Origin of the sequence: Pseudomonas sp. Marseille-Q1929 (assembly GCF_017316265.1) — a bacterium.
In the GTDB taxonomy this organism is placed as follows: domain Bacteria; phylum Pseudomonadota; class Gammaproteobacteria; order Pseudomonadales; family Pseudomonadaceae; genus Aquipseudomonas.
On sequence record NZ_JAFLWU010000017.1, the window covers coordinates 77,814 to 103,965 of the forward strand.

Sequence of the window (26,152 nt, forward strand, 5' to 3'; positions counted from 1 at the left end):
TGTCTTTTCCCCCGCAGTGACTTCACATCATGACCGACGCAACACCAAACCTGAGCAGCGCCCTGAACGACAGCGACATGCTGATCATCAACGGGCTGCACGCCTTCGAGTTCATCTTTGACCAGCATTTGTTGATCGAAAGCATGGACGGTCGGGACCTCAAGCGTTGGAAGTTCAGTCCCGAACAACTGGCCGCCGCCACCTTCGATGAAAGCTTGCAAAGCTGGTTGCTGATCAATGAAGACGGCGAGCACCGCCTGGTTTGTTTGAGCGCGTTCACCGGCAACAATAACGACGAGGACGACGCCGATGCTGATGCGTAAATTCTGGCCCCTGCTGATGGCGGGCAGCGTTGGAGCAATGTCGGTGCAGGCCGCGCCGGCCGAGACCTATGAACTGTTGGTCGGCAGCTACACCGCCGGCACCAGCGAAGGCATCTACCGCCTGCAATTCGACAGCCGTACCGGCAAGTTCCAAGGCCAGCCGGTACTGGCGGCCAAGGCCGCGAATCCGTCCTGGCTGACCGTTTCCAAGGACCAGCAGCATTTGTTTGTGGTCAATGAGAATGGCCCTGGCCAGAAAGATCCGGTCGGTCGTGTGAGCAGTTACCGCATCGACCCGCAGAGTCATCAACTGACCCTGATCAACCAGGTGCAGAGCCTGGGTAACGAACCGACTCACTCCAGCGTGGCCACCGATGGCCGCTTTCTGTTTGTCGCCAACTATTCGGTCCTGGAAGATCCGGGCGGTAGCCTGGCGATCCTGCCGGTGGATGCCAGTGGCAAGCTGTCGCCTCCCGTGCAGTTGAGCGGGCACCCGGCCAGCCGCGTGAACCCGGAGCGCCAGGCGTCCAACCATGTGCATTCGGTGGTGTCGTCACCGGACGGCAAGTACGTGTTTGTGCAGGACCTGGGCGCCGACAAGGTGTTTGCCTACCGCTACGCCCCCGAGGCCAATCATGAGCTGCCGCTGACTCCGGCCAACCCGGCTGCAGTGCAATTGCCTCCGGGCAGCGGCCCGCGTCACCTGTTGTTCAGCGCGGATGGCAAGCATGCCTGGCTGACCACCGAGATGAGCGCCCAGGTCGCGGTGTATGACTACCACGATGGCACACTTACCCAGACCCAATTGGTGGACTTCGCGGCTGGCCAGCCGGTGTCCGACAAGGCCGGTGCTGCGCTGCACGCGTCCAGCGACGGCAAGTTCCTGTATGTGAGCAACCGTGGCACGGCCAATCAACTGCTGGTATTCAGCATCGATCCGGCCACCGCGCACCTCAAGGAACTGCAACGCCGCTCCGTAGAGGGCGACCATCCGCGCGAGTTCAGCCTGGATCCGAGCGGCAAGTTCTTGCTGATCGCCAACCAGAAAAGCAATGAAATCGTAGTGGTCGAGCGTGACCCCAAGACCGGCCTGCTGGGTAAAACCGTGCAGAAATTGCCGATCGATGCGCCTAGCGACCTCAAGTTTTTGCTGCGTCAATAAGCCACAGGCCCCGCACTGCGGGGCCTGCGCCTTTCTATTAATTCGAGTGATAACGGCTACTGTTTCAAAGCATTTCTAAGGCGTAACCCTCGGGCGTAAGTTTGGTTCCAAGGCCTTCCCGGCCACTCAATCAAACGAACACAAGGGTTACCGCCATGAACTTCAATCTCTTCTCGATCATCGCTGCTTCCGCCGTTTCCGCCACCGTGGCCCTGCCGGCAGCCGCCAGCGTGGAACTCACCGGCAAAAAATCCAGCACCAGCGCCTACACCCAGAAATACCTGCAACAGAGCGCCAATTTCTATGCCGCGCTGGATCACAAGGCCCAGCACTGATCCAGAAGCTGGTGAGGTCAAATGTGGGAGCGGGCTTGCTCGCGAATGCGGTGGATCAGTAACAAATTTGGTGACTGACACTCCGCTTTCGCGAGCAAGCCCGCTCCCACACAAGCCCGCTCCCACATTCGGATTGTGTTGCTTTCAAGCCTTCGCCATGACGGCAACAAAGAGCGGTGAATCCAGAAAACGCTGCAACCACACCTGCAACCGTTTATACGATGTACCGGCAAACCACACTCGATCCACATGGGCAAACTGGCGCACAAACGGCGCCAGTGCAGCATCCGCCAGGGTCAGGTGGTTGGCCAGCAGGTAATCCCGCCCGGCCAACAACCCCTCCAACTTCTGCAAGAACACCTCGCCCTCGGCCCGATAATGTTCCATCGGCTGTTCCGGGTAGCGCTCGGCGTACTTGTATCGATTCAAGTGATGCTTGAAGCCTTGATCGTTCTCTGCGATCAACCCCAGGACTGCCGGATCACCTTGCAGCAACCAGTCGTCAGGATCGTGCTGAGCCAGGGCCCATTGCATTATCTCCAGGCTCTCTTCAATCACCCGCCCATCAACGCTGAGCACCGGCACTGTGCCCTTGGGCGATAGCGCGAGCATTTCGGCCGGCTTGGCCTTGAGGCTGACCTCGACGATACGCACCGGTACGCCGGCGTAGCGCAATGCCAACCGCGCGCGCATCGCGTAGGGGCAGCGGCGGAACGAATACAGCAGCGCTTCGCTCATTTGACCTCCAGGGTGCTCAAGCCGTTGCCTTGGCGTTTGACCTGGATCTGCACCGGGATGCGTTCGTGCATTTCCTGGACGTGGGAGATCACCGCCACCTTGCGGCCCTGGGCCTGCAAGCCGTCCAGTGCGTCCATGGCCAGTTGCAGGGATTCGGGGTCGAGGCTGCCGAAACCTTCGTCGATAAACAGCGACTCGATCTTTAAGGTACTCGACGCCATGGACGCCAGGCCCAAGGCCAGCGCCAGCGACACCAGGAAGGTCTCGCCGCCAGACAGCGAATGCACCGAGCGCAGTTCGTCGCCCATCTCCGTGTCCTGCACCAGCAGGCCGAGCATGCTGCCGCCGCGCTTGAGGCGGTAGCGGCGCACCAGTTGGCGCAGTTGCACGTTGGCATGGTGCACCAGCAGGTCAAGGTTGTAGGCCTGGGCGATCTTGCGGAAGGTGTCGCCCGTGGCCGAGCCGATCAAAGCGTTCAGGCGTGCCCAGCGTTGCCATTCCTCATACGCCTTGGCGATCTGCGCGGCAAAGGCATGGTTGGCGTCCTGGCGACGCTGGTCTTCGGATTGGCGCGCGCGCAATTCGGCGAGGTGTTTTTCCGCATCGGCCACTTGCTGATTGAGGTCAGCGAGAGCGCTGTCCAGCTGTTCGGCGTCGAGGTTGCCGTTGTGCAGGGCCCGGTGGTCGGCGAGGCGTTGTTCGCGCTCTTGCAGCAGGACCTTGGCTTGCTCGACGGCTTTTTCGCTGTGTTGCAACTGCTGGCGCAGTGCGCTGACTTGCGCGTCATCGAAGGCCAGCAAGCGTGCAAGGCCGGCGTCATCCAGCTCTGGGTGCAGGGCGCGCCAATCGCTGATACGGCTGACGAGCGTGTGCTGCTCGGCTTGCAACGCCTGCTGGCGCGCCTGTTGCGCTTTGAGGTCGGCGGCCAGTTGGATCAGCGCGTTGTGCAGCTCATGCAGCTGCTTGTTGGCGTCGGCTTCGCTTTGGCGTGACTGCGTGACGGCCTGGTCCAGTTGCTGCTGCCAGTGTTCGGCGCTGGTGTGGTCGCCCAGCAGTGTGTTGAGTTTTTCCTGTGCGGCCTGTTGTTGGGCGGCCAGTTCGGCAACCTGTTGCAGCAAGGCATCGCGTTGTTGCTGGCGATGCTGTTGATGGGTGTGTTCTTTCTCGATCGCCAGGTGGCGCTCTTGCTGTTCGGCCAGCTCATCGCGCTGCAGGCCCAGTTGCTCAAGACGCTGGCTGACCTGCTGATCCAGTTGCATGAAGGTAGCCGCCGGTTCGTTGCGCAAGCCTTGCAGGGTGTCGGCGGGCAGCAGGCTGGAAAAGGCCTGGAGCTCTTCGTCCAGGCGTTCACGGTCGTTGGCCAGTTCGCGTTGCTGGTCCACCAGCAATTGCCGGGCCTGCTGGCTGGCGTCCTGGGCGGCTTGCAGTTGCTGCTGCAGGCGTCCGGCGTTTTGTTGCAGATTGAGCAGGGCACCCTGGCGTTGTTCGTCCTGGCTGATGCTTTGGGTCAACTGGCCGAGTTGCTGGGCCAGCCAGTCGCTGCGCTTGGCCTCATCCTGATTGAACAGCGAGGCCGCCAACGGATGCGCGTCCAGGCTTGGCGCCAGAGCTTGCTGCTGCGCTGCCAGTTGTTCCTGCTGTAGCAGGAACTCCTTCTGCTGGGCGATCAAACCACCGACTTCGCCACGCAGCTCGGTGAGTTTTTCCTTGAGGTTATCGACGGCTTGTTGCGCCGTGGCTTCTTCATTTTCGTCATGGCGGCCGAGGCTTTGCAGCAGCGCTTCGGGCTGGTGATACGGGTGTTCATGGCTGCCACACACCGGGCACGGCTGATCGTCCTGCAACTGCTCGCGCAATTCTTCGACGCTGGCACTGCGGGCCAGGCGCTGGCGTTCCAGCAGTTGCTTGGTCACCGTCAGGGTTTGTTCGGCGACGGTCAGTTCGGCTTTGGTTTGCAGGCCGGCCTGGTTCAGTCGTTCGCGCTGCTGCTGGGCCTCGGCGAGCTTGTGGGTCAATGCGTTGGCGTGCTGGTCGAGCTGCCGCTGGCTGTCCCACAGGCGTGTGAGGTCTTCGAAAGCGCGCTGTTGTTTGCGATTGTCTTGCAGCAGGCTGGCGAGCAGTTGGATTTGCTCCGCCACGGCGTGGGGCTCGGCGCCCGCTTCCTGATACAACACATCCAGGGCTTCGCGCTGCTGGGCGAACTGCTCGGTGGCGGCGGTGGCGCGCTGCTCCAACTGGGGCAGTTCGGCCTGACCCTTGTTGAGGCGATTGCCGATCAGCATCAACTGCTGCAAGCGCTCACGGTAGACGGTCCATGCGTCGCTCAGCGGCGCAAGGTCGGCGCTGTGCTCAAGCCCCGCGGCGAGGCGTTGCAGGCGTTCGGCGACCTCGGCCTGCTTGGCCTGCAAGCCATTGATGAGGGCCTGGCCCTCGGCGCAGGCGCCTTCCTGTTGCTGGGTGCTTTCGCTGTGCCGGGTCAGGTCCTTGGTCAAATGCGCGAGGGTGTTTTGCTCGGCAAAGGCCTGTTGCAGCAGCGGCGCTGCGTCGCCCTGGCTTTTTACCGCGCTGGCCAAGGCGCCCTGGGCGGCGGTTTGCTGCTGCTGTGCCTGGTCTTGACGCGTATGCAGCTCGGCCTGCTGTTCGATGTGCGCCTGGATCTGTACGGCCAATGGCGTCAGCAGGGTGTCGAGCTCAGCCTGGCGGCTGAACTGATGACGTTGCGGCGCCAGTTGGTCCAGGCGGCTCAAGTCTTGGCGCTGCTGGCCCTGGCTGTCCCACTCGGCCTGCGCGCGCTGAAGCTGTTCGGTCGCGCTGAGCTGGCGTTCCTGCCATTCGCGCAACTCCTTGAGCCAGGTGTGTTGCGACTCCAGCTGCTTGAGTTGGGCCTGCTGGGTCTTGAGTTGTTGTTGCGCGGCGTCGAATTGCTGATCCAATTCGGCGCGCACTTCGGCTGCCAGGGGCACGACGCCGGTGGCCTGGTCTTGCAGCTGTTTGTGGGCGTCCTTGGCGTCCTTGGCCTTGTCGAACGCACGGCGCCCGAGCTGGGAGTACAGCGCGGTGTCGGTGAGTTTTTCCAGCAGCTCGCTGCGTTCGTTGTCGTTGGCCTTGAGGAATGCACTGAATTCGCTCTGGGCCAGCAGTACGGCGCGGGTGAACTGTTCAAAGTTCAAGCCCAGGGCCAGTTCCAACTGGGTCTTGTATTCGGTTTTCTGGCTGGCCAGCAGTTGGTCGCTGTCCAGGTCGATCAGGCTTTGGCGACTGTTCTGCAACTTGCCGCTGGCCTTGTCGCGGGCACGGTTGGCTTCCCAGCGTGCGCGGTAGCGCCGGCCGTTGACGCCGACGAAATCCACTTCGGCATAACCGCCACCGGTGCCGCGCCGCAGCAGGGTGCGCGGGTCACCGATGGAAATATCGCTGTCGGCGTCGGGCATCTTCGCCTGGCCGGTGTCGCCCAGGCGCGGTACGGCGCCAAACAACGCCAGGCACAGCGCATCGAGCAGGGTGCTTTTGCCGGCGCCGGTCGGGCCGGTGATGGCGAACAGGCCGGCACTGGCCAGCGGTTCGGCGGTAAAGTCGATTTCAAACGGGCCGGCCAGGGAGGCCAGGTTTTTCAGGCGGATGGCGAGAATTTTCATGCGGGTTCATCCTCGTGTTGCACTTCGTGGAGCAGCACGGCGAAGTCCTTCAAGGTCTGTTCATCCACTTCACTGCCGTAACTGTCCTGCCAGGCGCGGCTGAACAGCTCCTGGGGGGTGAGTTGGTCGAGTTCGATCAGGCGCGCTTCGCCTTCTTCCTCACGCGCGCCGTTGCCAGCGTATTCGGCGGCGATGCGCACCAGGCGCACGGCCTTGCCTTGCAGGGCGGTTTCGATTTGCTGGCGCAGGTCCGGTTGGGGCTCGTCGAGGCGTACGCGCACTTCCAGCCAGGGGTGGCGCTGTGTTTCGGCGAGCAGGTCGATGTCCGGCAGTTCGGCCAGTGTCTTGAGGATATCGGCCAGGGGTGCGGCTTCCAGGCGTTGCAGGTCGACCGAGCGGGGGATCAGCAGCGGTTCGACGCTCACCAGGGCTTGGCCCTGGAAGGTCACGTCGAGGATCTGGTGCTTGTAGCCGATTTCGGAAAACGACAGCGGAATCGGCGAGCCGCTGTAGCGGATGCGTTCCTCACCATTGACCTTTTGCGGCTTGTGCAAATGGCCGAGGGCCACGTAGCCGACACTTCTATCGAACAGGTTGGCCGGCAGCGCCTCCGCATTGCCGATGATCAGGCTGCGCTCGGAGTCTTCCGACACCGAGCCACCGGCCATGTGCGCATGGCTGATGGCGATCAGTGCCTGGCCCTTCTTGCGCTTGGCGTTCGCAGCGGCGATCAGCCACTCATGCACCTGGCCGATACCGCGCAGGTAATCGTCACCCAAGTGTGCACCGGTGACTTCCGCCGGGCGCAGAAACGGCAGCGCCAGGCACCAGGCCGCGATCTTGCCCTTGGCATCGGGCAGCGGAATGAGCAGGCGCTCGGCATCCAATTGGCCGTCATCCAGCCACAACACACGACCGAGGGCGTGGGTGCGTAGCCGACGCATCAACGGCGCCGGCAGCTCGATACGCGAGCCCGAGTCGTGGTTGCCGGCGATCATCACGATGGTGAGGTTGGGGTTTTGTTCGTGGGCGCTGATGATGAAGTCATACAGGCGCTCCTGAGCCTTGAGCGGCGGATTGACGGTGTCGAAGATATCACCGGCGATCAGCAGCGCATCCGGGCGCTCGGCCTTCAGTTGGCCGAGCAGCCAGTCGAGGAAACAGGCGTGTTCGTAATCGCGTTCCTGGCCATGCAGGTTTTGCCCAAGGTGCCAGTCGGAGGTGTGGAACAGACGCAAGGCGAACTCCCTGGAGAAGATGAAAAGGAGGGGAGTTTACCCGGAATGTGAACTTGTCGCCCCTGTGGGAACTGGCTTGTGTGGGAGCTGGCTTGCCTGCGATGCAGGCGCCTCGGTTTGTCAGAGGTACCGAGGTGATGCTATCGCAGGCAAGCCAGCTCCCACAGGGGATTGTGGTGTTTTTGGGGGGGGCGTGATTACTTGGGGTAGAGCGGCGGCAGGCTGGTGGTGTCGGTGGTTGGGTCTGCTTCGCGTTCGGCCATTGGGATGGCTTTTACGGCGCGCCACAGTTCTTCGCCCAGCCAATACTGGCCGCTTTCGCTGTAGAGCGCACCGTTCAACCCATCCAACGCATCGGACAGCGGGATAAACCGCGCAGCCATTTCGGCCAGGGTTTCCGGTTGCTGCCGCGCCCAGGCGTCGAGGGCCTGGCGGGTGGCCTGGGGGTCGTTGGCCTGGGTGGCGCGCTTGAGGTCGTCGAGCAAGGTGCGCGGGCTTGGGCCGGTTTGTGCGGCGCGCAGTACGGCCGGTTGCCGGCGCGCACGCCACCACAGGCCGAAACCCAGGAGCGTGGTGCAGGCGAGGATCAGCGTACTGAGCTGCCACAACCACAGGCGGCCGTCGTCCGGCGCAGTAATGACGGTGGGCGTAGCCGGCGTATCCACCACCAGGCTTGGGTTATTGGCCACCTGCAAGGTGCGCGCCGGCAGGCTGGTGCGTTCCAGGTGATCTTCGTGGGTGTTCCACCACACCACTTCCACCGCCGGCAGTTCCAGAGGGCCGACGCGGTTGGGCACCAGGGCTTCGCGGTCTTCGCGGCTGCCGATCAGGCCACGGTCGTTGGTCTGGTTGGCGAGCACCGGTTGATCCGGGTAACGGCGCAGGCCGGTGATCTCGCTGCTGGGCAGGGCCGGCAGTTGCGCGCTCGACAGGCCTTCGGCCTTGATGGTGATGCTGCGGGTCAGCGAGTCGCCGATCTGCACATGTTCAGGTTCGGGGTTCCAGCTTTCGCTGAGGGTCAGGCTGCGTGCCGGCAGCCACGGTGTATCGGCGGGGTACAGCTCTGGCTTGGGCTTGACCGTCAGTGGCAGCGGCGCGGAGCTGACGTGGATCAACTTGCCGGGCTTGGTGCCTTGCAGGGTGTTTTCCTGGGGGGGGCGTGATTCCACCAATGTGGCGCTGAAGGTCTGCGCGGGAATATCCAGTACGCCGCTGTGTTGCGGGTAGATCGCGTAGCGGGTTTCGATCACGCCGTGGCGGATGCTGTTGATGACTTTCTCGTAAGTACGCGACTCGCCCAGTTGCTCGACGCGTGCGTCGGGAATCTGCAAGGGCGTGAGGCTGCTGTCGTCATACAGCGACACCGAGTGGTACACGCGCACCGTCAGCAGGGCCTGGGCCTGTACGTACACGCTGGTCTGGTCGAGGTTGGCCTCGACAAACACCGGCGCCAGTTCGGCGTTGGTGTTCTGGCTGGCGGTCTCGACCACTTGCAGGCTGATGGGTTGGGTCGAGTATTCACCCACTTGCAGCGGCGGGATCACCACGGTGCCGTTTTCCTTGGGCAGCAGGGTGATGATCCAGCGCGTGGTCGCGTGGTTGTCGCCGCCCAGGGTGGTGAGTTGGTTGAGCTGGCGGGTGCCGCTGACTTCGAACTGCGCCTCCAGGGGCGACAGGTCGGGTTTGCCGAACTGGGTGACGTCGCTGGATTCCACCGTCAGTTCCACCGTTTCCCCGGAGTTGAGGCGGCTGCGGTCAACGCTGGCGACCAGGTTCGCCGCCTGGGCGTGGCCTGCCGATAACGCGAGCAGAAGCAGTAGGGTGGGGCGGCGGCTCATTGAGTCTTGTCCTGATGTTGTTGCTGTTCGTACCAGAATTTGCGGCGCAGCAGTTCGCCGGGGTTGTCGGGGATCTCCCGCAACCATTGCTCCAGGGCCTGGCGGTGTTCACCGTCGAGGCTGGCGTCGCTGGGGCGTAGCGGCGGGGTGGTGGTTTGCTCGTCCCCCAGTTCGCTGCCGGGCACTTCGTTGCCACCGGGGTGGGGCGTGGCGCCGGTCTGGGTATCGCCGGTGCCGGCTTCGCCCTGGCCTTGGGACGACTGCTCGCCACCCGTAGCGTTTTGCCCGCTGGCGCCCGGTTGCGCAGTTTGGCCGGGTTGGGTGGTTTCGTCATCTTCGTTTTTTGCCGGCTTTTCGGGTTCCGGCTGCGCTTGCTCCTGCATCAGGATTTCGAGCAGTGCTTTGTTTTTCAGCGCTGGTTGCAGGTCGGGCTGGGCTTCCAGGGCCTGTTCGTAGGCGTCGATGGCGGCTTCCAGTTCACCGGATTTGGCCAGCGCATTGCCTCGATTGTAGTGGGAATAGGCGTCATTGCCTTCGGCAAAGCGTTTGATCGCTTCGGCGTAGTTGCCGGCTTCGTACAGTGCCACGCCTTGCCATTGCGGGTCTTGAAAGTGTTCGGCGGCTTCGGCGGGGCGTTTTTGCTTGAGCAGGTACTGGCCTTGCTGGTCAGGGCGCAGCCACAGGTCCTGCCACTCAAAGGCATAGCTGGGTTGTGGCGCGACCAGGAGCAACAGCGGCAGGCAGAACAACCAGCCGCGCCGCCCGGCACAGGCGGCCAGCAGCAGCAAGGGCAGCAGCAGCCAATAACCCTGGTCGGCCCAGGTGTCGAGGTGCAGGCGCTGGCCGTCGTCGCGCAGGGCTTGTGGCGGGTCGAGCACGCCGAGTTGACGCAGGTCTTTGTCATCCAGGCGCGCGGCACGGTAGCGGCCGCCCATTTCGTTGGCGAAGGCCTTGAGCGTCGGGCTGTCGAGGCGCGGCACGAGGATCGCGCCTTGTTCGTCCTTGAGGAACTCGCCGCTTTCCTGGGTCACGGGTGTGCCTTCGCGGCTGCCGATGCCGAGGATCGACAGGCTCGGCGCCTGCGCGCTTTGCAGCAGCAGGCGAATGCCCTGGCGCTCCTGTTTGGACAGCGACGAGCCGATCAGCAGCAAGCGTCCCTGGCCGAGACCGCCGCGCTTGAGCAGGTCCAGGGCTTTTTCCACCGCCAGGTCGGCACGATGGCCCGCCTCGGGCATGATCGACGGACGCAGGGCTTCCAGCAGGTTGCGGCTGGTGGCGAGGTCGTCGGACAGCGGCACCAGTGTGTGGGCACTGCCGGCATACACGACGATGGCGGTTTGCGCGTCACTGCGCGCCTGCAACAAGTCGTAGAGCTTGCGCCGCGCCTGTTCCAGGCGGTTGGGCGGGCTGTCGGTGGCGAGCATTTCCGGGGTCAGTTCCAGCAACACCACCAACGGGTCGGAGGGTTTCTGGCTGGACTGTTCAACCCGCTGCCAGCTCGGCCCCAGCAATGCCAATACGGCCAACAGCCAGGCGATGCCCAGCACCACCCACGGCGATTTGCTTTCGCGGCCGTTGCCACCACTGAGCAACACGGCATGGAAGGCCGGCGGCAGGATCATCTGCCAGCGCCCGGCGCGTTTCTGCCGGTGCCACAACTGCCACAGCAGCCAGCCGAGCAACGGCAGCAGCAACAGCCACCAGGGGCGGAACCAATGCGGCCACAGGTCGATCATCGCCGCCTCCGCAAACGCAGGCGTTGCAGGCGCTTGCGCCATTCGGGGTGTTGTTGCAGGAAAATCCCCTTGCTTGAGAGTTTGTTGAACAGCCGTTGCAGGGCGTTGTTCGGCCAGCGTTCCTGGATCACCAGCAACAGGCTCAGGATCAACGCCAGGGCGAGTGGGCCGCTATATAGCGCCTGCGCCGGGCGGGCCTGGGTCGGTTGTTGTTCGACTGGTTCGAGCTTGTCGAGGGTGGCCTTGATGGTTTGCAATTCTTCACCGTCGCGGGCACGGAAGTATTGCCCGCCGGTGGCCTGGGCGATGGCCTTGAGCGCCGGCTCGTCGAGGTCCAGGCTCGGGTTGACGCCAAGGATGCCCAGGGAACCGGTTTGCTCGGGGTCGGCGCCAATGCCGATGGGGTAGATCTTCACGCCTTCTTCGGCGGCCAGGCGCGCGGCGGTGAGCGGGTCGATCTGCCCGGCGTTGTTGGCGCCGTCCGTCACCAGGATCAGCACGCGGCTTTGTGCCGGGCGCTGGCGCAAGCGTTTGAGGGCCAGGCCGATGGCATCGCCGATGGCGGTGTTTTTGCCGGCGATGCCGATGCGCGCTTCATCCAGCCAGGTGCGCACGGTGCGGCGGTCGAAGGTCAGGGGCGCTTGCAGGTAGGCCTGGCTGCCGAACAGGATCAGGCCGACGCGGTCGCCTTCGCGCTCTTCAAGGAAGTCGCCGAGCAAGTGTTTGACCAGGCTTAAGCGGCTGATGTCATCGTCCTGCCAGTGCATGTCGGGGAAGTCCATGGAGCCGGACACGTCCACCGCCACCAGCAGGTCGCGGCCACTGGCGGCGATCGGCAGCGGTTCGCCGAGCCATTCCGGGCGCGCGGCGGCGGTCAGCAGCAACAGCCACAGGACCACGAACGGCGCTTGCTGGCGCCAGCCCGGCAGGTTTACGCGGGCGCGGCGACGGGCGAGGCTTTCGAGGTCGCCCAGGTAGCTGACTTTCAACGCGGGCTCGCCGCTGTCGGCCACCGGCAGCACCAGGCGCATCAGCCAGGGCAATGGCAGCAGGGCGAAGATCCACGGCCAGGCGAACTCAAACATGTTTGCGGATCCAGGTGTCGACGGCTTGGGTCAGGCCGGCGATGGCTTTGTCGTCGAGTTTGCATTCGGGTTTATAGGCGCCTTCCACCAGCACCATCCAACGGGTGAGGCCCGCAGCGGGGCAGCGGTTGTCGAGAAACGCCAGCCATTTGCGGCCGTTGAGGGTGTGGCTCTGGCTGTAGGGGTAGTCGTTGCGGCACAGGCGCTTGAGCAGCCCGTTGAGTTGTTGCAGCCAGGCGCCGGCCGGGGCGCCGTCGTAGGGCTTGGGCATCAGTGCCAGTTCCGCCAGGGCGGCGATGCGCAGCGGGTCCAGCGGTTGTTCGGCGCGGGCCACCGGGCGCCGCGCGGGCAGGAAACGACGCAGCGTCCACAGCCCCCAGCCAAGCAGCGGGATCAGCAGCAACAACAGCCACCAGCCCGGCGCAGGCGGCCAGAAACCGATGGCCGGCGGGGCGATCAGCGGTTGCAGTTGGTCCAGGCTGCTCATTGTTTTTTAACCGGGCGTTGCGGGTTGAGGTATTCGCGCAGTTGCTCGACCATTTCGCTTTGGGTGCTCAAGGGCATCAGCAGCACCCGCAGTTTCTGCGCGAGCAATTCCCAGCGGGCGATGCGTGCTTCGGCCTGGGCTTTGTAGGCCTGGCGCAGATCGTAGTTCAGCGTATCCAGCTCCAGCAGCGCACCGCGTTGCGCAAAACGCAGCAGCCCGGCGGCGGGCAGTGCGTGGTCCAGTGGGTCGGAGATCGGTAGCAGCAGCAGGTCGCAATGCCGTGACAACAGGCTCAACTGCTGCTCGGCGCCTTCGGTCAGGGCGCGCTCGTCGCAGATCACAATCACCAGGCTGCCGGGGCGCAAGACTTCACGGCCACGACGCAGGGCCATGCCCAAGGCGTCGGCTTCGGGATGGCTTTCGGTGTTCAGGCTCTGGTTGACGCGCACCAGGCGGTTGAGCAGTTGCAGCAGGCTTTGCTTGCTGCGCCGGGGTTTGATTTCGTAGTGCTCGTTGTCGCCGAATACCAGCCCGCCGACGCGGTCGTTGTGCCCCAGCGCCGCCCAGCCGATCAGGCTAGCCGCCTGGGCGGCCAGTACCGACTTGAACATCTGCCCGGAGCCGAAAAACAGCCGGCAGCTTTGCTCGACCATGATGAAGATCGGCCGCTCGCGCTCTTCATGGAACAGTTTGGTGTGTGGCTCCTGGGTGCGCGCCGTGACGCGCCAGTCGATGGTGCGCACATCGTCGCCCGCCTGGTACACGCGCACCTGGTCGAAGTCGACGCCGCGCCCGCGCAGTTTGGAGTGGTGCAGGCCGATCAGCGGGCTGCGCTGGCTGGGCGTGGAAAACAGCTGCACTTCGCGCACGCGATGGCGCATCTCGATCAATTCGCTGAGGGTGACGCGGATGCCATCGCTTGCGTTCATGGGGTTCAAGCGACGGCAACGACGTCAAGAATGCGTTGCACCACGCGGTCCTGGTCAATGCCCGCGGCTTCGGCTTCGAACGACAGGATGATGCGATGGCGCAGCACGTCGAACAGCACCGCCTGGATATCTTCCGGGCTCACGAAGTCACGCCCGGCCAGCCAGGCATGGGCGCGTGCGCAGCGGTCAAGGGCGATGGAACCGCGCGGGCTGGCGCCATAGGCGATCCATTCGGCCATCTCCGGGTCGAACTTGGCCGGGGTGCGCGTGGCCATGACCAGTTGCACCAGGTATTCCTCCACCGCGTCGGCCATGTACAGGCCGAGGATTTCCTTGCGGGCGGCGAAGATGGCTTGCTGGCTGACCCGGCGCTCGGGCTTGGTTTCGCCGTTGAGCGCTTCGCCGCGGGCCTGTTGCAGGATGCGCCGTTCGACGGCGGCGTCCGGGAAGCCGATTTTCACGTGCATCAGGAAGCGATCGAGCTGGGCTTCGGGCAGCGGGTAGGTGCCTTCCTGCTCGATCGGGTTTTGCGTGGCCATCACCAAAAACAGCGGCGACAGCTCGTAGGTGCTGCGCCCGACGCTGACCTGGCGCTCGGCCATGGCTTCGAGCAGGGCCGATTGCACCTTGGCCGGCGCGCGGTTGATTTCGTCCGCCAGCACCAGGTTGTGGAAGATCGGCCCTTGCTGGAACACGAAACTGCCGGTTTCCGGGCGATAGATCTCGGTGCCGGTGATGTCGGCCGGCAGCAGGTCGGGAGTGAACTGGATGCGATGGAACTGCGCCTCGATGCCTTCGGCCAACTCCTTGATGGCCTTGGTCTTGGCCAGGCCCGGTGCGCCTTCTACCAGCATATGGCCGTCGGCGAGCAGGGCGATCAGCAGGCGATCGATGAGTTTTTCCTGGCCGAGAATCTGCGTAGAAAGAAAGGTTCGCAGCGCGAGCAGCGCTTCACGATGTTCCATCGATGACGGTTCCTGGAGAGGTGCGCCCTGGGGTCGAGTCAAAACGCCGGGCTAGGGAGGCTTACTTTAATGCATCGCGGGGTGTGGCGACTAACGGCGCGCGGGGTATTTTTAGGAAAACTTGTAGGATTTTTGTGTGTGGAGCACAAATTCTACTGATGCGGCTCGGTCCCTGTGGGAGCTGGCTTGCCTGCGATAGCATCACCTCGGTATCGCTGACAAACCGAGGCGCCTGCATCGCAGGCAAGCCAGCTCCCACATTTGATCTCTTGTGCAGCTTAGATTCGGGTGAAGGTGCCGGTGCCGTTGAGGATGTTTTGCAGGGTTTCTTCCACTTCGGCCAGGTCTGCCGCAGCAGTGGCGTGGGTGACCTGCAATTGGTCCTTGCCGCCCAGCGCGTCGGCGTCGCCGGCAGCCAGTTCCACCAACAGGGTCGTGTCGCCCAGGGTGACCTTCAGCCCGTCCAGGGTCGAGGGTTCGTAGTCCCAGGTCAGTTCCACTTCGTCTTCATCCGGGTAACGGGTGAGCATGAACATCTCGCCGTTCTTGCCGTGGCAGCAGAGCATGGCCATGTTGTCTTCTTCGTCATCGCACGGGTTGACGATGAGATAGGCGGTAGTGATTTGCATGGGCAGTCCTGTTTACGGGCGGTAGGGGGCAATTCTGCCATTGCCCATGTTTTTGTGCCGCTTTAAGTGAGGTTCGCGTGAGTAGCCATCCCGGGCCTATGGCCTCAGCTCTTGAATACAGCCGTCTTGATGGCGCCCGAAACAGGTTTGAAGGCTATGCCGAAACCTTCACTCAGTATGGGCTTGCCGGTATTGATGGCACCGCTGAAAATGCGTTCGGTGCCGCCTGGCCGATTGTTGATCTTGTCATCGATGCCGATCCCAAGCTCCGCCGCGCCGAGACCAGTAGCCGCTACCGTAAGTGCTACACCGACGGGAGGGAAAGCCAATCCTAGGGGGGCGAGAACCAATAAACCGTAAGCGGCGATTTTCAACCAATCCACCACCTTGTTTTTTGTATGGTCGCTATTGAGTACGAATCGCTGATCGGTCGCGGCTTTGGCTGCCTTCTCTGTGCGGTGTTGAAGCTCTTCAAAGGGGTTATTCTCGATCACTTGCCCATCAAACAGGCGGCCCTCATTCCAATAGCCTTCTTCTTCCAGCTCATCTTCGTCTAAATATTCATTCAGGCGCCTGGTCGTAAGATCAATTCGCGCATCCACGCCCTGAGACACCCCCCCAAACGGCCCAGCAACGGGGCCGACAGAGGGACGATCCTCTGGCCGAAAGTGAATTTTAAATGCCTCGGCCTTTTGTGGGTCCTTCAACTGTTCCCCCAGCCATCGATTCATGGCGATAACCGAGTCAAAACCCTGCATGGGAGGCATTTGGCCAGGAATGTATAAAAGTGTTCGTTCGGTCGTTTTGTCGCGTGTGTAGAGTATTCTCGATTGGAAGCCGCTGAACGTCAGGAATTTGGTTTCCAGGTTCGGGTCGGCCTTATAAGGTTGTTTCAAATCGTCGGGCGTCGCGCTCAGGTATGTTTTGTCAGGAGGCAGGCCGGCTACGGCCATGGCAATTTTTCTGTCGTTTTCGGTCAATGATTTGTCGTGATGCTGAATATGCGCAGCTGTCAGGTAAGCGACGGTGGATGTGGAAGTAAACTCGGCACGTGTATTAGCGTTCCAGTGCCCCTTCAGGTAATCGTCGTAAGGTTTTTTATAGGCGTTGTCCCATACCATCTGTTTGAACTCTTTAGGGTCTATCGAGTAGATATGGTTCCTAGAGTCATAGGTGTCGGGTGACCCTGGATAAGGCTCTGTGTAAATACCATGGGTCCATTTGTCATACCTGAAGTTATCCGGCGTTGTGTAGCTACCGTCAGCGTTTGGCGGCCCGTTATGTCGAGACTTCGCGTCTATTGTAATCGGGGGTGCGGGATGAGGGTATTCACTGTGGGAGTCCGGGCCACTGAAGAAGGGCAGTTTGATGCCTTGTATATTGAGCCGGGCGGCGTCGGTTAACGATATCTTTTGAGTGATGACGCCTTTATTAGGTTCTCTATCACTTGTGTACTTGAACACCATGGTGACCAAAAAGGTCTTGTCGGGGTCAATGTCGCTGAGCCCGAATTTTTCTTCGATATGGGCTTTTACCTGTTCTGCGGTGATCTCGTTATCCGTTTTCATGGGCGTGTAGTTTCTGGCGAAATTATCCAGCGCTTCATTGCGTTTTACCGGCTCTTGAAAGTAGGCCTTTGAGGCACCTTCGGGTGTGAGGACTGCCTTTGTTTGTGCTTGTTTGTTCAGCTCGTTCAGCCAGGCGTAGAAGAGATTCGGTTGTTGTGTATTGTCGCCCTCGTGTATTTGGTCGGTGGTCGGCGGGGCAGGGTTTGGCGATGGGTTGGCAGTTGTCGATGTGATAGACATACAGACCTCTCAATAATGAATAGAGATCTTCCTTGAAGTCATTGACGCCCCCTCTGGGTGGCACCACCATGGCTGACAGTTCCACTGTGTCAGGGGATATGGGGTTTGGAGTGCATAGGGAACTGCGCATCGACTCAAGTCTCTTGAGCTTGGGTTGCTCCTGGTGCAACCAGCACCAGCGTGCGGGTGAACGAATATGTCGCAGTGCAGCAAGCATCAGGCTTCCTACACTCGTTAAGCTGCGCAACGGATGTGCCCTGTGCTGAGCGTCTGACCTGCCCGTCGTACCGTCACCCGGCAAGTGTGCATCCCGTGGTAGTTGCATGTGACCTGACGGTCTCTTGCAGCTTCACCCTCCTGTCACTCCGATTCGCTATGGTTAACCTGCGAACAGAGCTGACGGTCTCCCCGCAAGGGGATAACACGCGACGCTTTCATCAATAACAAGCCCAAGCGGAGTACCACAGATGGCGTTCTTCACCGCAGCCAGCAAGGCCGACTTCCAGCATCAACTGCAAGCGGCACTGGCGCAGCACATCAGTGAACAGGCACTGCCACAAGTGGCGCTGTTCGCTGAACAATTCTTCGGCATCATTTCTCTGGACGAACTGACCCAGCGTCGCCTTTCCGACCTGGCCGGTTGCACCCTCTCTGCGTGGCGCCTGCTTGAGCGCTTTGACCACACCCAACCGCAAGTGCGGGTGTACAACCCCGATTACGAACGTCATGGCTGGCAATCGACCCACACTGCGGTCGAAGTGCTGCACCATGACCTGCCATTCCTGGTGGACTCGGTCCGTACCGAGCTGAACCGCCGTGGCTACAGCATCCACACCCTGCAAACCACCGTGCTCAGCGTGCGTCGTGGCAGCAAGGGCGAGCTGCTGGAAATCCTGCCAAAAGGCACCCAGGGCGAAGGCATCCAGCAAGAATCGCTGATGTACCTGGAAATCGACCGTTGCGCCAACGCCGCCGAACTCAACGTGCTGAGCAAAGAGCTTGAGCAGGTGTTGGGCGAAGTGCGCGTGGCCGTGGCTGATTTCGAACCGATGAAAGCCAAGGTCCAGGACCTGCTGGCCGGTATCGACGCCAGCCAGTTCAGCATCGACGGCGAAGAAAAGGCCGAGATCAAGAGCTTCCTGGAATGGCTGGTGGGCAACCACTTCACCTTCCTCGGCTATGAAGAGTTTGTGGTACGTGACGAGGCGGACGGCGGGCATATCGAATATGACGCCAGCTCCTTCCTCGGTCTGACCAAGCTGCTGCGTGCCGGCCTGACCGCCGAAGACCTGCGTATCGAAGACTATGCGGTGAACTACCTGCGTGAACCGACCGTGCTGTCGTTCGCCAAGGCGGCGCACCCAAGCCGCGTACACCGCCCGGCCTACCCGGACTACGTGTCGATCCGTGAGATCAGTGCCGACGGCAAGGTCATCAAGGAACACCGCTTCATGGGCCTCTACACCTCCTCGGTGTACGGCGAAAGCGTGCGAGTGATCCCGTATATCCGTCGCAAGGTGGCCGAGATCGAACGCCGTTCGGGCTTCCAGGCCAAGGCGCACCTGGGCAAGGAACTGGCGCAAGTCGTTGAAGTGCTGCCCCGCGACGACCTGTTCCAGACCCCGGTGGACGAGCTGTTCAGCACCGTGATGTCCATCGTGCAGATCCAGGAGCGCAACAAGATCCGCGTGTTCCTGCGCAAAGACCCGTACGGTCGTTTCTGCTACTGCCTGGCCTATGTGCCGCGTGACATCTACTCCACCGAAGTGCGCCAGAAGATCCAGCAAGTGCTGATGGATCGCCTGAAAGCCTCGGACTGCGAATTCTGGACCTTCTTCTCCGAATCCGTGCTGGCGCGTGTACAGCTGATCCTGCGGGTTGACCCGAAGAACCGCCTCGACATCGACCCGCTGCAGCTGGAAAAAGAAGTGGTGCAGGCCTGCCGCAGCTGGCAGGACGACTACGCCAGCCTGGTGGTAGAAAGCTTCGGCGAAGCCCAGGGCACCAACGTGCTGGCGGATTTCCCGAAAGGCTTCCCGGCCGGCTACCGCGAGCGTTTCGCCGCGCATTCGGCCGTGGTCGACATGCAGCACCTCAACAGCCTGACCGAAGCCAACCCGCTGGTGATGAGCTTTTATCAGCCGCTGGGGCAGGTCTCGGGCCAGCGTGAGCTGCATTGCAAGCTCTACCATGCGGACACCCCGTTGGCGTTGTCTGACGTGCTGCCGATCCTGGAAAACCTCGGCCTGCGTGTGCTGGGCGAGTTCCCGTACCGCCTGCGCCACGCCAATGGCCGCGAGTTCTGGATCCATGACTTTGCGTTTATCGCCGCCGAAGGCGTGAACCTGGATATCCAGCAGCTCAACGACACCCTGCAGGATGCGTTCGTGCACATCGTGCATGGCGACGCCGAGAACGATGCGTTCAACCGCCTGGTACTGACTGCCGGCCTGCCATGGCGCGACGTCGCTCTGCTGCGTGCCTACGCCCGTTACCTCAAGCAGATCCGCCTGGGCTTCGACCTCGGTTACATCGCCAGCACCCTGAACAACCACACCGACATCGCCCGCGAGTTGACCCGGTTGTTCAAGACCCGCTTCTACCTGGCGCGCAAGCTCACGGCCGAAGACCTGGAAGACAAGCAGCAACGCCTGGAACAAGCGATCCTCAGCGCCCTGGACGATGTTCAGGTGCTCAACGAAGACCGCATCCTGCGTCGCTACCTGGACCTGATCAAGGCCACCCTGCGCACCAACTTCTACCAGACCGACGCCAACGGCCAGAACAAGTCGTACTTCAGCTTCAAGTTCGACCCGCGTGCCATTCCCGAGCTGCCTAAGCCAGTGCCGAAGTTTGAAATCTTCGTCTACTCGCCACGGGTTGAAGGCGTGCACCTGCGCTTCGGCAACGTGGCCCGTGGTGGCCTGCGCTGGTCCGACCGTGAAGAAGACTTCCGTACCGAAGTGCTTGGCCTGGTTAAAGCCCAGCAAGTGAAGAACTCGGTCATCGTGCCAGTGGGCGCGAAGGGCGGCTTCCTGCCGCGTCGCCTGCCATTGGGCGGCAGCCGTGACGAGATCGCGGCCGAGGGCATCGCCTGCTACCGCATCTTCATCTCCGGCCTGTTGGACATCACCGACAACCTGAAGGACGGCGCCCTGGTGCCACCGGCCAACGTCGTGCGTCATGACGACGACGACCCGTACCTGGTAGTGGCAGCGGACAAAGGCACGGCGACCTTCTCCGACATCGCCAACGGCATTGCCATCGACTACGGCTTCTGGCTGGGCGATGCGTTTGCTTCCGGTGGTTCGGCGGGTTACGACCACAAGAAAATGGGCATCACCGCCAAGGGCGCGTGGGTCGGTGTGCAGCGTCACTTCCGTGAGCGCGGCATCAACGTGCAGGAAGACAGCATCACTGTGGTGGGCGTCGGCGATATGGCCGGTGACGTGTTCGGTAACGGCCTGTTGATGTCCGACAAGCTGCAACTGGTCGCGGCCTTCAACCACCTGCACATCTTCATCGACCCGAACCCGAACCCGGCCACCAGCTTTGTCGAGCGCCAGCGCATGTTCGAGCTGCCGCGTTCGGCCTGGACCGACTACGACACCAGCATCATGTCCGAAGGCGGCGGTATCTTCTCGCGCAGCGCGAAGAGCATTGCCATCTCGCCACAGATGAAAGAACGCTTCGACATCGCGGCCGACAAGCTGACCCCGACCGAACTGCTGAACGCCTTGCTCAAGGCGCCGGTGGACCTGTTGTGGAACGGCGGTATCGGTACCTACGTCAAGGCCAGCAGCGAAAGCCATGCCGACGTGGGCGACAAGGCCAACGACGCGCTGCGCGTCAACGGCAACGAGCTGCGCTGCAAGGTGGTGGGCGAGGGCGGTAACCTCGGCATGACCCAGTTGGGTCGTGTGGAATTCGGCCTCAATGGCGGCGGTTCCAACACCGACTTCATCGACAACGCCGGTGGTGTGGACTGCTCCGACCACGAAGTGAACATCAAGATCCTGCTCAACGAAGTGGTGCAGGCCGGTGACATGACCGACAAGCAACGCAACCAGTTGCTGGCGAGCATGACCGACGAAGTCGGCAGCCTGGTGTTGGGCAACAACTACAAGCAGACCCAGGCCCTGTCCCTGGCCGCGCGCCGTGCCTACGAGCGTGCGGCCGAGTACAAGCGCCTGATGAGCGACCTGGAAGGCCGTGGCAAGCTGGACCGCGCCATCGAGTACCTGCCGACCGAGGAGCAGCTCGTCGAGCGCGCCGCGACCGGCAAGGGCTTGACCCGTCCAGAGCTGTCGGTGCTGATTTCCTACAGCAAGATCGACCTCAAGGAAGCGCTGCTCAAGTCCCTGGTACCGGATGACGACTACCTGACCCGCGACATGGAGACCGCGTTCCCACCGAGCCTGGTGGCCAAGTTCGGCGAAGCCATGCGTCGCCACCGCTTGAAGCGCGAGATCGTCAGCACCCAGATCGCTAACGACCTGGTCAACCACATGGGCATCACCTTCGTTCAACGCCTCAAAGAGTCGACCGGCATGAGCCCGGCGAACGTGGCGGGCGCGTATGTGATCGTGCGTGACATCTTCCACCTCCCGCACTGGTTCCGTCAGATTGAAGCCCTGGACCACCAGGTTTCTGCCGACGTGCAACTGGAGCTGATGGACGAACTGATGCGCCTGGGCCGCCGTGCTACGCGCTGGTTCCTGCGCAGCCGTCGCAACGAGCAGGACGCTGGCCGTGACACCGCGCACTTCGGTCCGCACCTGGCAGCGTTGGGCCTCAAGCTCGACGAACTGCTGGAAGGCCCGACCCGCGAAGGTTGGCAGAACCGCTACGGCAAATACACCGAAGCCGGTGTGCCGGAGTTGTTGGCGCGCATGGTTGCAGGCACTACCCACCTGTACACCTTGCTGCCGATCATCGAAGCCGCCGACGTCACCGGGCATGATGCCGCCGAAGTGGCCAAGGCGTACTTCGCCGTGGGCAGCGCCCTGGACCTGCCGTGGTACCTGCAGCAGATCAGCGATCTGCCCGTGGCCAACAACTGGCAGGCCCAGGCCCGCGAAGCGTTCCGCGACGATGTGGACTGGCAGCAACGGGCGATCACCATTTCGGTCCTGCAAATGGCCGACGCGCCACAAGACATGGAAGCCCGTGTGGCCCTGTGGCTTGAGCAGCACAAGGACATGGCTGATCGTTGGGTGTCGATGATGGTAGAAATTCGTGCTGCTGTGGGCACGGACTACGCCATGTACGCGGTGGCCAACCGTGAGTTGTTGGACCTGGCGTTGAGTGGTCAGTCGGTGTTGCAGCCGGTTTGATCCAACGCTGAAAACAAAAGCCCCCGTATCGCGAGATACGGGGGCTTTTTTTTTGAATTGGAATGCGATCACTGTGGGAGCTGGCTTGCCTGCGATAGCGGTGTATCAGTGACATATGTGTTGGGTGACCCACCGCTATCGCAGGCAAGCCAGCTCCCACATTTGGATGTGTTTATCCCTTGGGATCAGTGGTGTTTGAGTAATTTGGATTCCAGGTGGTCCAGGTGCTGGGTCATCAGGCTCACGGCGGCGGTGGCGTCGCGTTGCTCCAATGCATCCACAATCGCCACATGCTCCTGCCACGCACAGTAAGTGCAGGCTTTCGCCTCGTACTGGGCAATGACCAACGACGTCAACGGCACCAGGCTGTTGAGGAACTGTGCCAGCGGTGCGTTGCGCGCCATCGCGGCCAATTGCAGGTGGAACTCCCCGGACAAACGAATCGCCGGCCCACGCTGGTCGCGCTCGATGCACTCGCGCTCGCGGGCGATCAGCTCGCGTAACTGGCGCACTTGTGTTGGCGTGGCGTGCACGCAGGCCAATTGCACCACGGTGATTTCGGTCAGGCGCCGCGCTTCGAGGATCTGCCGGGTTTGCTGGGCGTCCGGTGCAGCTACTTGGGCGCGCTGATTCGGGCGCAGGATGATCACTTGCTGGTGCGACAGTTTTGCCAGCACTCGGCGGATCACGCTGCGGCTGACGCCAAAGGTCTCGCCCAGGCTCTCTTCGGTAAAACGGCTGGCTGGCGCAATGCGTTGTTCGAGGATGGCATCGAACAGGCGCGGGTAGATGTCATCCACGGAAGGCTTTTTACCGGCGATCAAGCGCAGGGCAGGGAAGATAGGGTCGCGTTGCAACGCGTAAGCGGTCATGGCCGGTCTCCAATAAATCAGCTGCCCAGATGGTCATCCGGGATATTCAAGCGAATGCCCATGCGCAGGCCTTCCTGCAGGATGTGCCGACGCATCTCGGCACTGGCCAGGGCGCTGTTCTTGTTGCGGATGGCGCGCACCACTGCCTCGTTTTCGCGCAGGCGTTCGGCCAGGTGCTCCGGCGAGTTGCGCAGCACCTGGGCGCTCTGCTTGAGGGCGTTGCTGGTTTGCTGCACCACGTTCTGGAAAATCGGGTTGGAGGTCAGGGCGAACAGTTCTTCGTGGAAGCCGATGTAGGCGTTCATGCCGGCCTCGGCGTCTTCGGCGTCGAGGGCTTCGCGCATGTCCATCAGGGTCAGGCGCAGTTGGCCGACTTCCTTGCTGCTGATGGATTGGGCGACGAGACCGACGATGAAGGGTTCGAGGGTGTAGCGCAGTTGCAGGATATCTTCCAGGCTCGCGTCGGCCACGGCATCGCTGGACTGGGGTTCGCTGACGCTGGTTTCCAGCACCACCACGCCTTTGCCGGGCATGGAGCGCACCAGGCCAAGGGTTTCCAGCACAATCACCGCTTCACGCAGGCTGGGGCGGCTGATGCCCATCTGTTCGGCCAGCTCGCGTTGCCCGGGGAGCATTTCACCGCGGCGCCACTGGCCGCGCGCCAAGGCGGCGCGGAGTTTTTCTACCACTGAATTGACGACGGTTGAGGTGCTGATCACGTCTACCTCTCCTTTATGTTGCAAACACAATAGTTAATCCAGCGACAATCCCCTGTGGGAGCTGGCAAGCCAGCTCCCACATTGATGTGTGTTGTCCTCAGGAATGCATCAGAACTCCTGATGCGCCGGCAACACCGGTTTCTTGGCCTGGAAGGCATACCCTTGCTGCCCTTCAAGCACCTTGTTGGCACGCTGCAGGTCGATGTCTTTCTCCCAGCGGGCAATCGCCACAGTAGCAACGCAGTTGCCGATCAGATTGGTCAGTGCGCGGCCAATGCCCATGAACCAATCCACCGCCAGCACCAGCACCAGGCCCACCACAGGAATGGCCGGGATGGCCGTGAGGGTCGCCGCCAGGATCACCAGCGCCGAGCCCGGAATGCCGTGGGCACCTTTGGAGGTGATCAGCGACACCAGCAGGATGGTCATCAGGTCGGTCATCGACAGCGGTGTGCCGGTGGCGTTGGCGATAAACACGATGGCCAGGGTCAGGTAGATCGAGAAACCGTCGAGGTTGAACGAGTACCCCGTTGGAATCACCAGGCCGACGGTGGAGCTGCCGATGCCCAGGTGCTCCAGTTTACGCATGATCTGTGGCAGCACGGCGTCGGAGGATGCGGTGCCCATCACGATCAGCAGCTCTTCGCGCAGGTACTTGAGCAGCGGCAACATGCGCAGGCCCGATAGGCGCATCACCAGGCCGAGGATCAGCCCGACAAAGGCAAAACAGGTCAGGTAGAACAGGCCCACCAGGCTGCCCAGGTGTTGCAGCGAGTCCAGGCCGTAGGTGCTGGTGGTGAAGGCAATCGCACCAAACACGCCAATCGGCGCCAGGCGCACGATCATGCCCATGATGCGGAAGATCACATGGCTCAGCTCGTTGATCAGGCGCGAGATGCCCGATGCCGCTTCGCCCACCAGGTTCAGCGCGCTGCCGAACAGCACGGAGAACAGCAGCACTTGCAGCACGTTGTTCTCGGCGAAGGCGCCGATCACCGAGTTGGGGATCAGGTCCATCAGGAACTGGCTGGTGCCGCGAATGTGCTGGCCCTTGTCGGCCAGTTCATTGAGGCCGGCGGACGACAATTGCTCCAGGTGGATATTGGCGCCTTGGCCAATACCGGTGCTGAAGGCCATGACCAGGCCGATCACCAGGGCGACGGTGGTGAGAATTTCAAAGTAGATCACTGACTTGAGGCCGATGCGCCCGACTTTCTTCAAGTCCCCGGCGCCGGAGATGCCGCTGACCACCACGCAGAACACGATCAGGCCGATCAGCATTTTGATCAGCTTGATAAAGCCGTCACCGAGGGGTTTGAGTTGTGTGGAGAATTCGGGAAGGGCCAGGCCGCAAACAACGCCTAGCATCAGGCCGATCACGACTTGCAGGAAAATCGAACGCGAGCACCATCTGAGCATGGGAGGGATCTCTATTCGGTGCCCTGGTGGTTCCAGGGCTTAATTGTTGTGGTCTTACCGGTAAGTCCAGTGCGCGGCCAGTCTACGCTCGGCTTTTTTGAAATCACAAGTAAAAATTCGGTGGTTGACCAGGCCCGGTCTGACCAGTTGGTCGGGGAGGGCGATGCTTGAGCGGTTGGTGGCCTGGAAAATTTTTCGCTTATCATCCGCCGCACGACACGCGAGGTGATGGATGGATAGACCAGGACTGACCACCGACGCCACCGGGCAGACCTACTGCACCTGCCGCACGTCGGCGCCGCAATACCCGCATTACCACGACCACGAGTGGGGCGTGCCGGTGGCGGATGACGTTCAGCTGTACGAGAAGATCTGCCTGGAAGGCTTCCAGGCGGGCATGGCGTGGATCACCATCCTGCGCAAGCGCGAGCAGTTCCGGGCGGCGTTCGACGGCTTTGATTTTCGCCGGGTGGCGCAGTATGGAGAGGCCGATATCGCGCGGCTGATGCAGGACGTGGGCATTGTGCGTAATCGGGCGAAGATTGTGTCCACCATCAACAATGCGCGCAGGGCGTGTGAGCTGGTGGAGGAGACGGGGTCGTTGGCGCGCTGGTTGTGGGCGTTTGAACCGGGTGAGGCGGAGCGACCGGCGCGGGTGGATATGGCGTACTGGACGGGCAACCCGACCTCGCCAGCGTCGGTGCGCTTATCGAAAGCGCTGAAGAAACGCGGCTGGACCTATGTGGGGCCGACCACGATGTATGCGCTGATGCAGGCGATGGGGATGGTCAATGATCATCTGGAAGGCTGTCTGTGCCGGCCTCGCATCGAAGAGCTACGGCGCCAGTTCAAGCGCCCCTGAACCTGCTGAGAAAACACCATTCAACCTGTGGGAGCT

General features: G+C 62.0%; 19 protein-coding genes. 5 read left to right on the plus strand and 14 right to left on the minus strand.

The window, feature by feature from the left end; all coding sequences use genetic code 11:
* Nucleotides 1-29 precede the first annotated feature (29 nt).
* The 3 genes from J1G37_RS18540 (at nt 30) to J1G37_RS18550 (ending at nt 1,820) form a co-directional block, all read left to right on the plus strand.
* Nucleotides 30-323, plus strand: coding sequence for a DUF5629 family protein (locus tag J1G37_RS18540; protein ID WP_207044233.1), 294 nt, complete (start codon nt 30-32; stop codon nt 321-323).
* On the plus strand, nt 310-1,485 hold the full coding sequence (locus J1G37_RS18545) for a lactonase family protein (RefSeq protein WP_207044236.1): 1,176 nt from the start codon (nt 310-312) through the stop codon (nt 1,483-1,485). The genes J1G37_RS18540 and J1G37_RS18545 overlap by 14 nt, the downstream gene beginning before the upstream one ends.
* A 155-nt stretch (nt 1,486-1,640) precedes the next feature.
* Nucleotides 1,641-1,820 (plus strand): hypothetical protein, encoded by a 180-nt coding sequence (locus J1G37_RS18550; protein ID WP_017739136.1) that lies wholly within the window; start codon nt 1,641-1,643, stop codon nt 1,818-1,820.
* Nucleotides 1,821-1,964: 144 nt separating this feature from the next.
* On the opposite strand, the gene J1G37_RS18555 is transcribed toward J1G37_RS18550, so the two are convergent.
* The 11 genes from J1G37_RS18555 to J1G37_RS18605 all read right to left on the minus strand — a co-directional run bounded on the left by J1G37_RS18555 (nt 1,965) and on the right by J1G37_RS18605 (nt 16,908).
* Nucleotides 1,965-2,558: a glutathione S-transferase gene (locus tag J1G37_RS18555; protein WP_207044240.1), complete on the minus strand. Its 594-nt coding sequence runs from the start codon at nt 2,556-2,558 to the stop codon at nt 1,965-1,967.
* The gene (locus J1G37_RS18560; RefSeq protein ID WP_207044243.1) at nt 2,555-6,193 is read right to left on the minus strand and encodes an SbcC/MukB-like Walker B domain-containing protein; all 3,639 of its coding nucleotides are present in this window, start codon (nt 6,191-6,193) and stop codon (nt 2,555-2,557) included. Before J1G37_RS18560 ends, J1G37_RS18555 begins: the two co-directional genes overlap by 4 nt.
* The gene (locus J1G37_RS18565; RefSeq protein WP_207044246.1) at nt 6,190-7,431 is read right to left on the minus strand and encodes an exonuclease SbcCD subunit D C-terminal domain-containing protein; all 1,242 of its coding nucleotides are present in this window, start codon (nt 7,429-7,431) and stop codon (nt 6,190-6,192) included. The genes J1G37_RS18560 and J1G37_RS18565 overlap by 4 nt, the downstream gene beginning before the upstream one ends.
* Before the next feature lie 197 nt (nt 7,432-7,628).
* Nucleotides 7,629-9,269 (minus strand): BatD family protein, encoded by a 1,641-nt coding sequence (locus tag J1G37_RS18570; RefSeq protein ID WP_207044249.1) that lies wholly within the window; start codon nt 9,267-9,269, stop codon nt 7,629-7,631.
* Nucleotides 9,266-11,005 carry a tetratricopeptide repeat protein gene (locus J1G37_RS18575; protein WP_207044252.1) on the minus strand — a complete coding sequence of 580 codons (1,740 nt, stop codon included), beginning with the start codon at nt 11,003-11,005 and terminating at the stop codon, nt 9,266-9,268. Before J1G37_RS18575 ends, J1G37_RS18570 begins: the two co-directional genes overlap by 4 nt.
* A complete protein-coding gene (locus J1G37_RS18580; RefSeq protein WP_207044254.1) occupies nt 11,002-12,090 on the minus strand; it encodes a VWA domain-containing protein in 1,089 nt (362 codons plus the stop codon). The genes J1G37_RS18575 and J1G37_RS18580 overlap by 4 nt, the downstream gene beginning before the upstream one ends.
* Nucleotides 12,083-12,577 carry a DUF4381 domain-containing protein gene (locus J1G37_RS18585; RefSeq protein ID WP_124528467.1) on the minus strand — a complete coding sequence of 165 codons (495 nt, stop codon included), beginning with the start codon at nt 12,575-12,577 and terminating at the stop codon, nt 12,083-12,085. Before J1G37_RS18585 ends, J1G37_RS18580 begins: the two co-directional genes overlap by 8 nt.
* The gene (locus J1G37_RS18590) at nt 12,574-13,506 is read right to left on the minus strand and encodes a DUF58 domain-containing protein (RefSeq protein ID WP_017739128.1); all 933 of its coding nucleotides are present in this window, start codon (nt 13,504-13,506) and stop codon (nt 12,574-12,576) included. Before J1G37_RS18590 ends, J1G37_RS18585 begins: the two co-directional genes overlap by 4 nt.
* Before the next feature lie 5 nt (nt 13,507-13,511).
* Complete coding sequence (locus tag J1G37_RS18595) at nt 13,512-14,471, minus strand: MoxR family ATPase (protein WP_017739127.1); 960 nt, start codon at nt 14,469-14,471, stop codon at nt 13,512-13,514.
* A gap of 278 nt (nt 14,472-14,749) precedes the next feature.
* The gene (locus J1G37_RS18600) at nt 14,750-15,100 is read right to left on the minus strand and encodes a hypothetical protein (protein ID WP_207044257.1); all 351 of its coding nucleotides are present in this window, start codon (nt 15,098-15,100) and stop codon (nt 14,750-14,752) included.
* A gap of 104 nt (nt 15,101-15,204) precedes the next feature.
* Nucleotides 15,205-16,908, minus strand: a complete 1,704-nt coding sequence (locus J1G37_RS18605; RefSeq protein WP_207044260.1) for a DUF6543 domain-containing protein — start codon at nt 16,906-16,908, stop codon at nt 15,205-15,207.
* A gap of 467 nt (nt 16,909-17,375) precedes the next feature.
* On the opposite strand from J1G37_RS18605, the gene J1G37_RS18610 reads away from it, so the two are divergent.
* Nucleotides 17,376-22,244: an NAD-glutamate dehydrogenase gene (locus J1G37_RS18610; RefSeq protein ID WP_207044263.1), complete on the plus strand. Its 4,869-nt coding sequence runs from the start codon at nt 17,376-17,378 to the stop codon at nt 22,242-22,244.
* Between the two features lie 185 nt (nt 22,245-22,429).
* Here J1G37_RS18610 and J1G37_RS18615 read toward each other — a convergent pair whose 3' ends face one another.
* The 3 genes from J1G37_RS18615 to J1G37_RS18625 form a co-directional block, all read right to left on the minus strand.
* Entirely contained in the window at nt 22,430-23,116 is a 687-nt protein-coding gene (locus J1G37_RS18615) for a GntR family transcriptional regulator (RefSeq protein ID WP_192300524.1), read from the minus strand.
* A 17-nt stretch (nt 23,117-23,133) separates the two neighbouring features.
* Complete coding sequence (locus tag J1G37_RS18620; protein WP_105521795.1) at nt 23,134-23,835, minus strand: FCD domain-containing protein; 702 nt, start codon at nt 23,833-23,835, stop codon at nt 23,134-23,136.
* A 108-nt stretch (nt 23,836-23,943) separates the two neighbouring features.
* The gene (locus J1G37_RS18625) at nt 23,944-25,269 is read right to left on the minus strand and encodes a C4-dicarboxylate transporter DctA (protein WP_207044364.1); all 1,326 of its coding nucleotides are present in this window, start codon (nt 25,267-25,269) and stop codon (nt 23,944-23,946) included.
* Nucleotides 25,270-25,486: 217 nt separating this feature from the next.
* Between J1G37_RS18625 and J1G37_RS18630 the strand changes: the two genes are divergently transcribed.
* On the plus strand, nt 25,487-26,116 hold the full coding sequence (locus J1G37_RS18630) for a DNA-3-methyladenine glycosylase I (RefSeq protein ID WP_207044265.1): 630 nt from the start codon (nt 25,487-25,489) through the stop codon (nt 26,114-26,116).
* Nucleotides 26,117-26,152 lie beyond the last annotated feature (36 nt).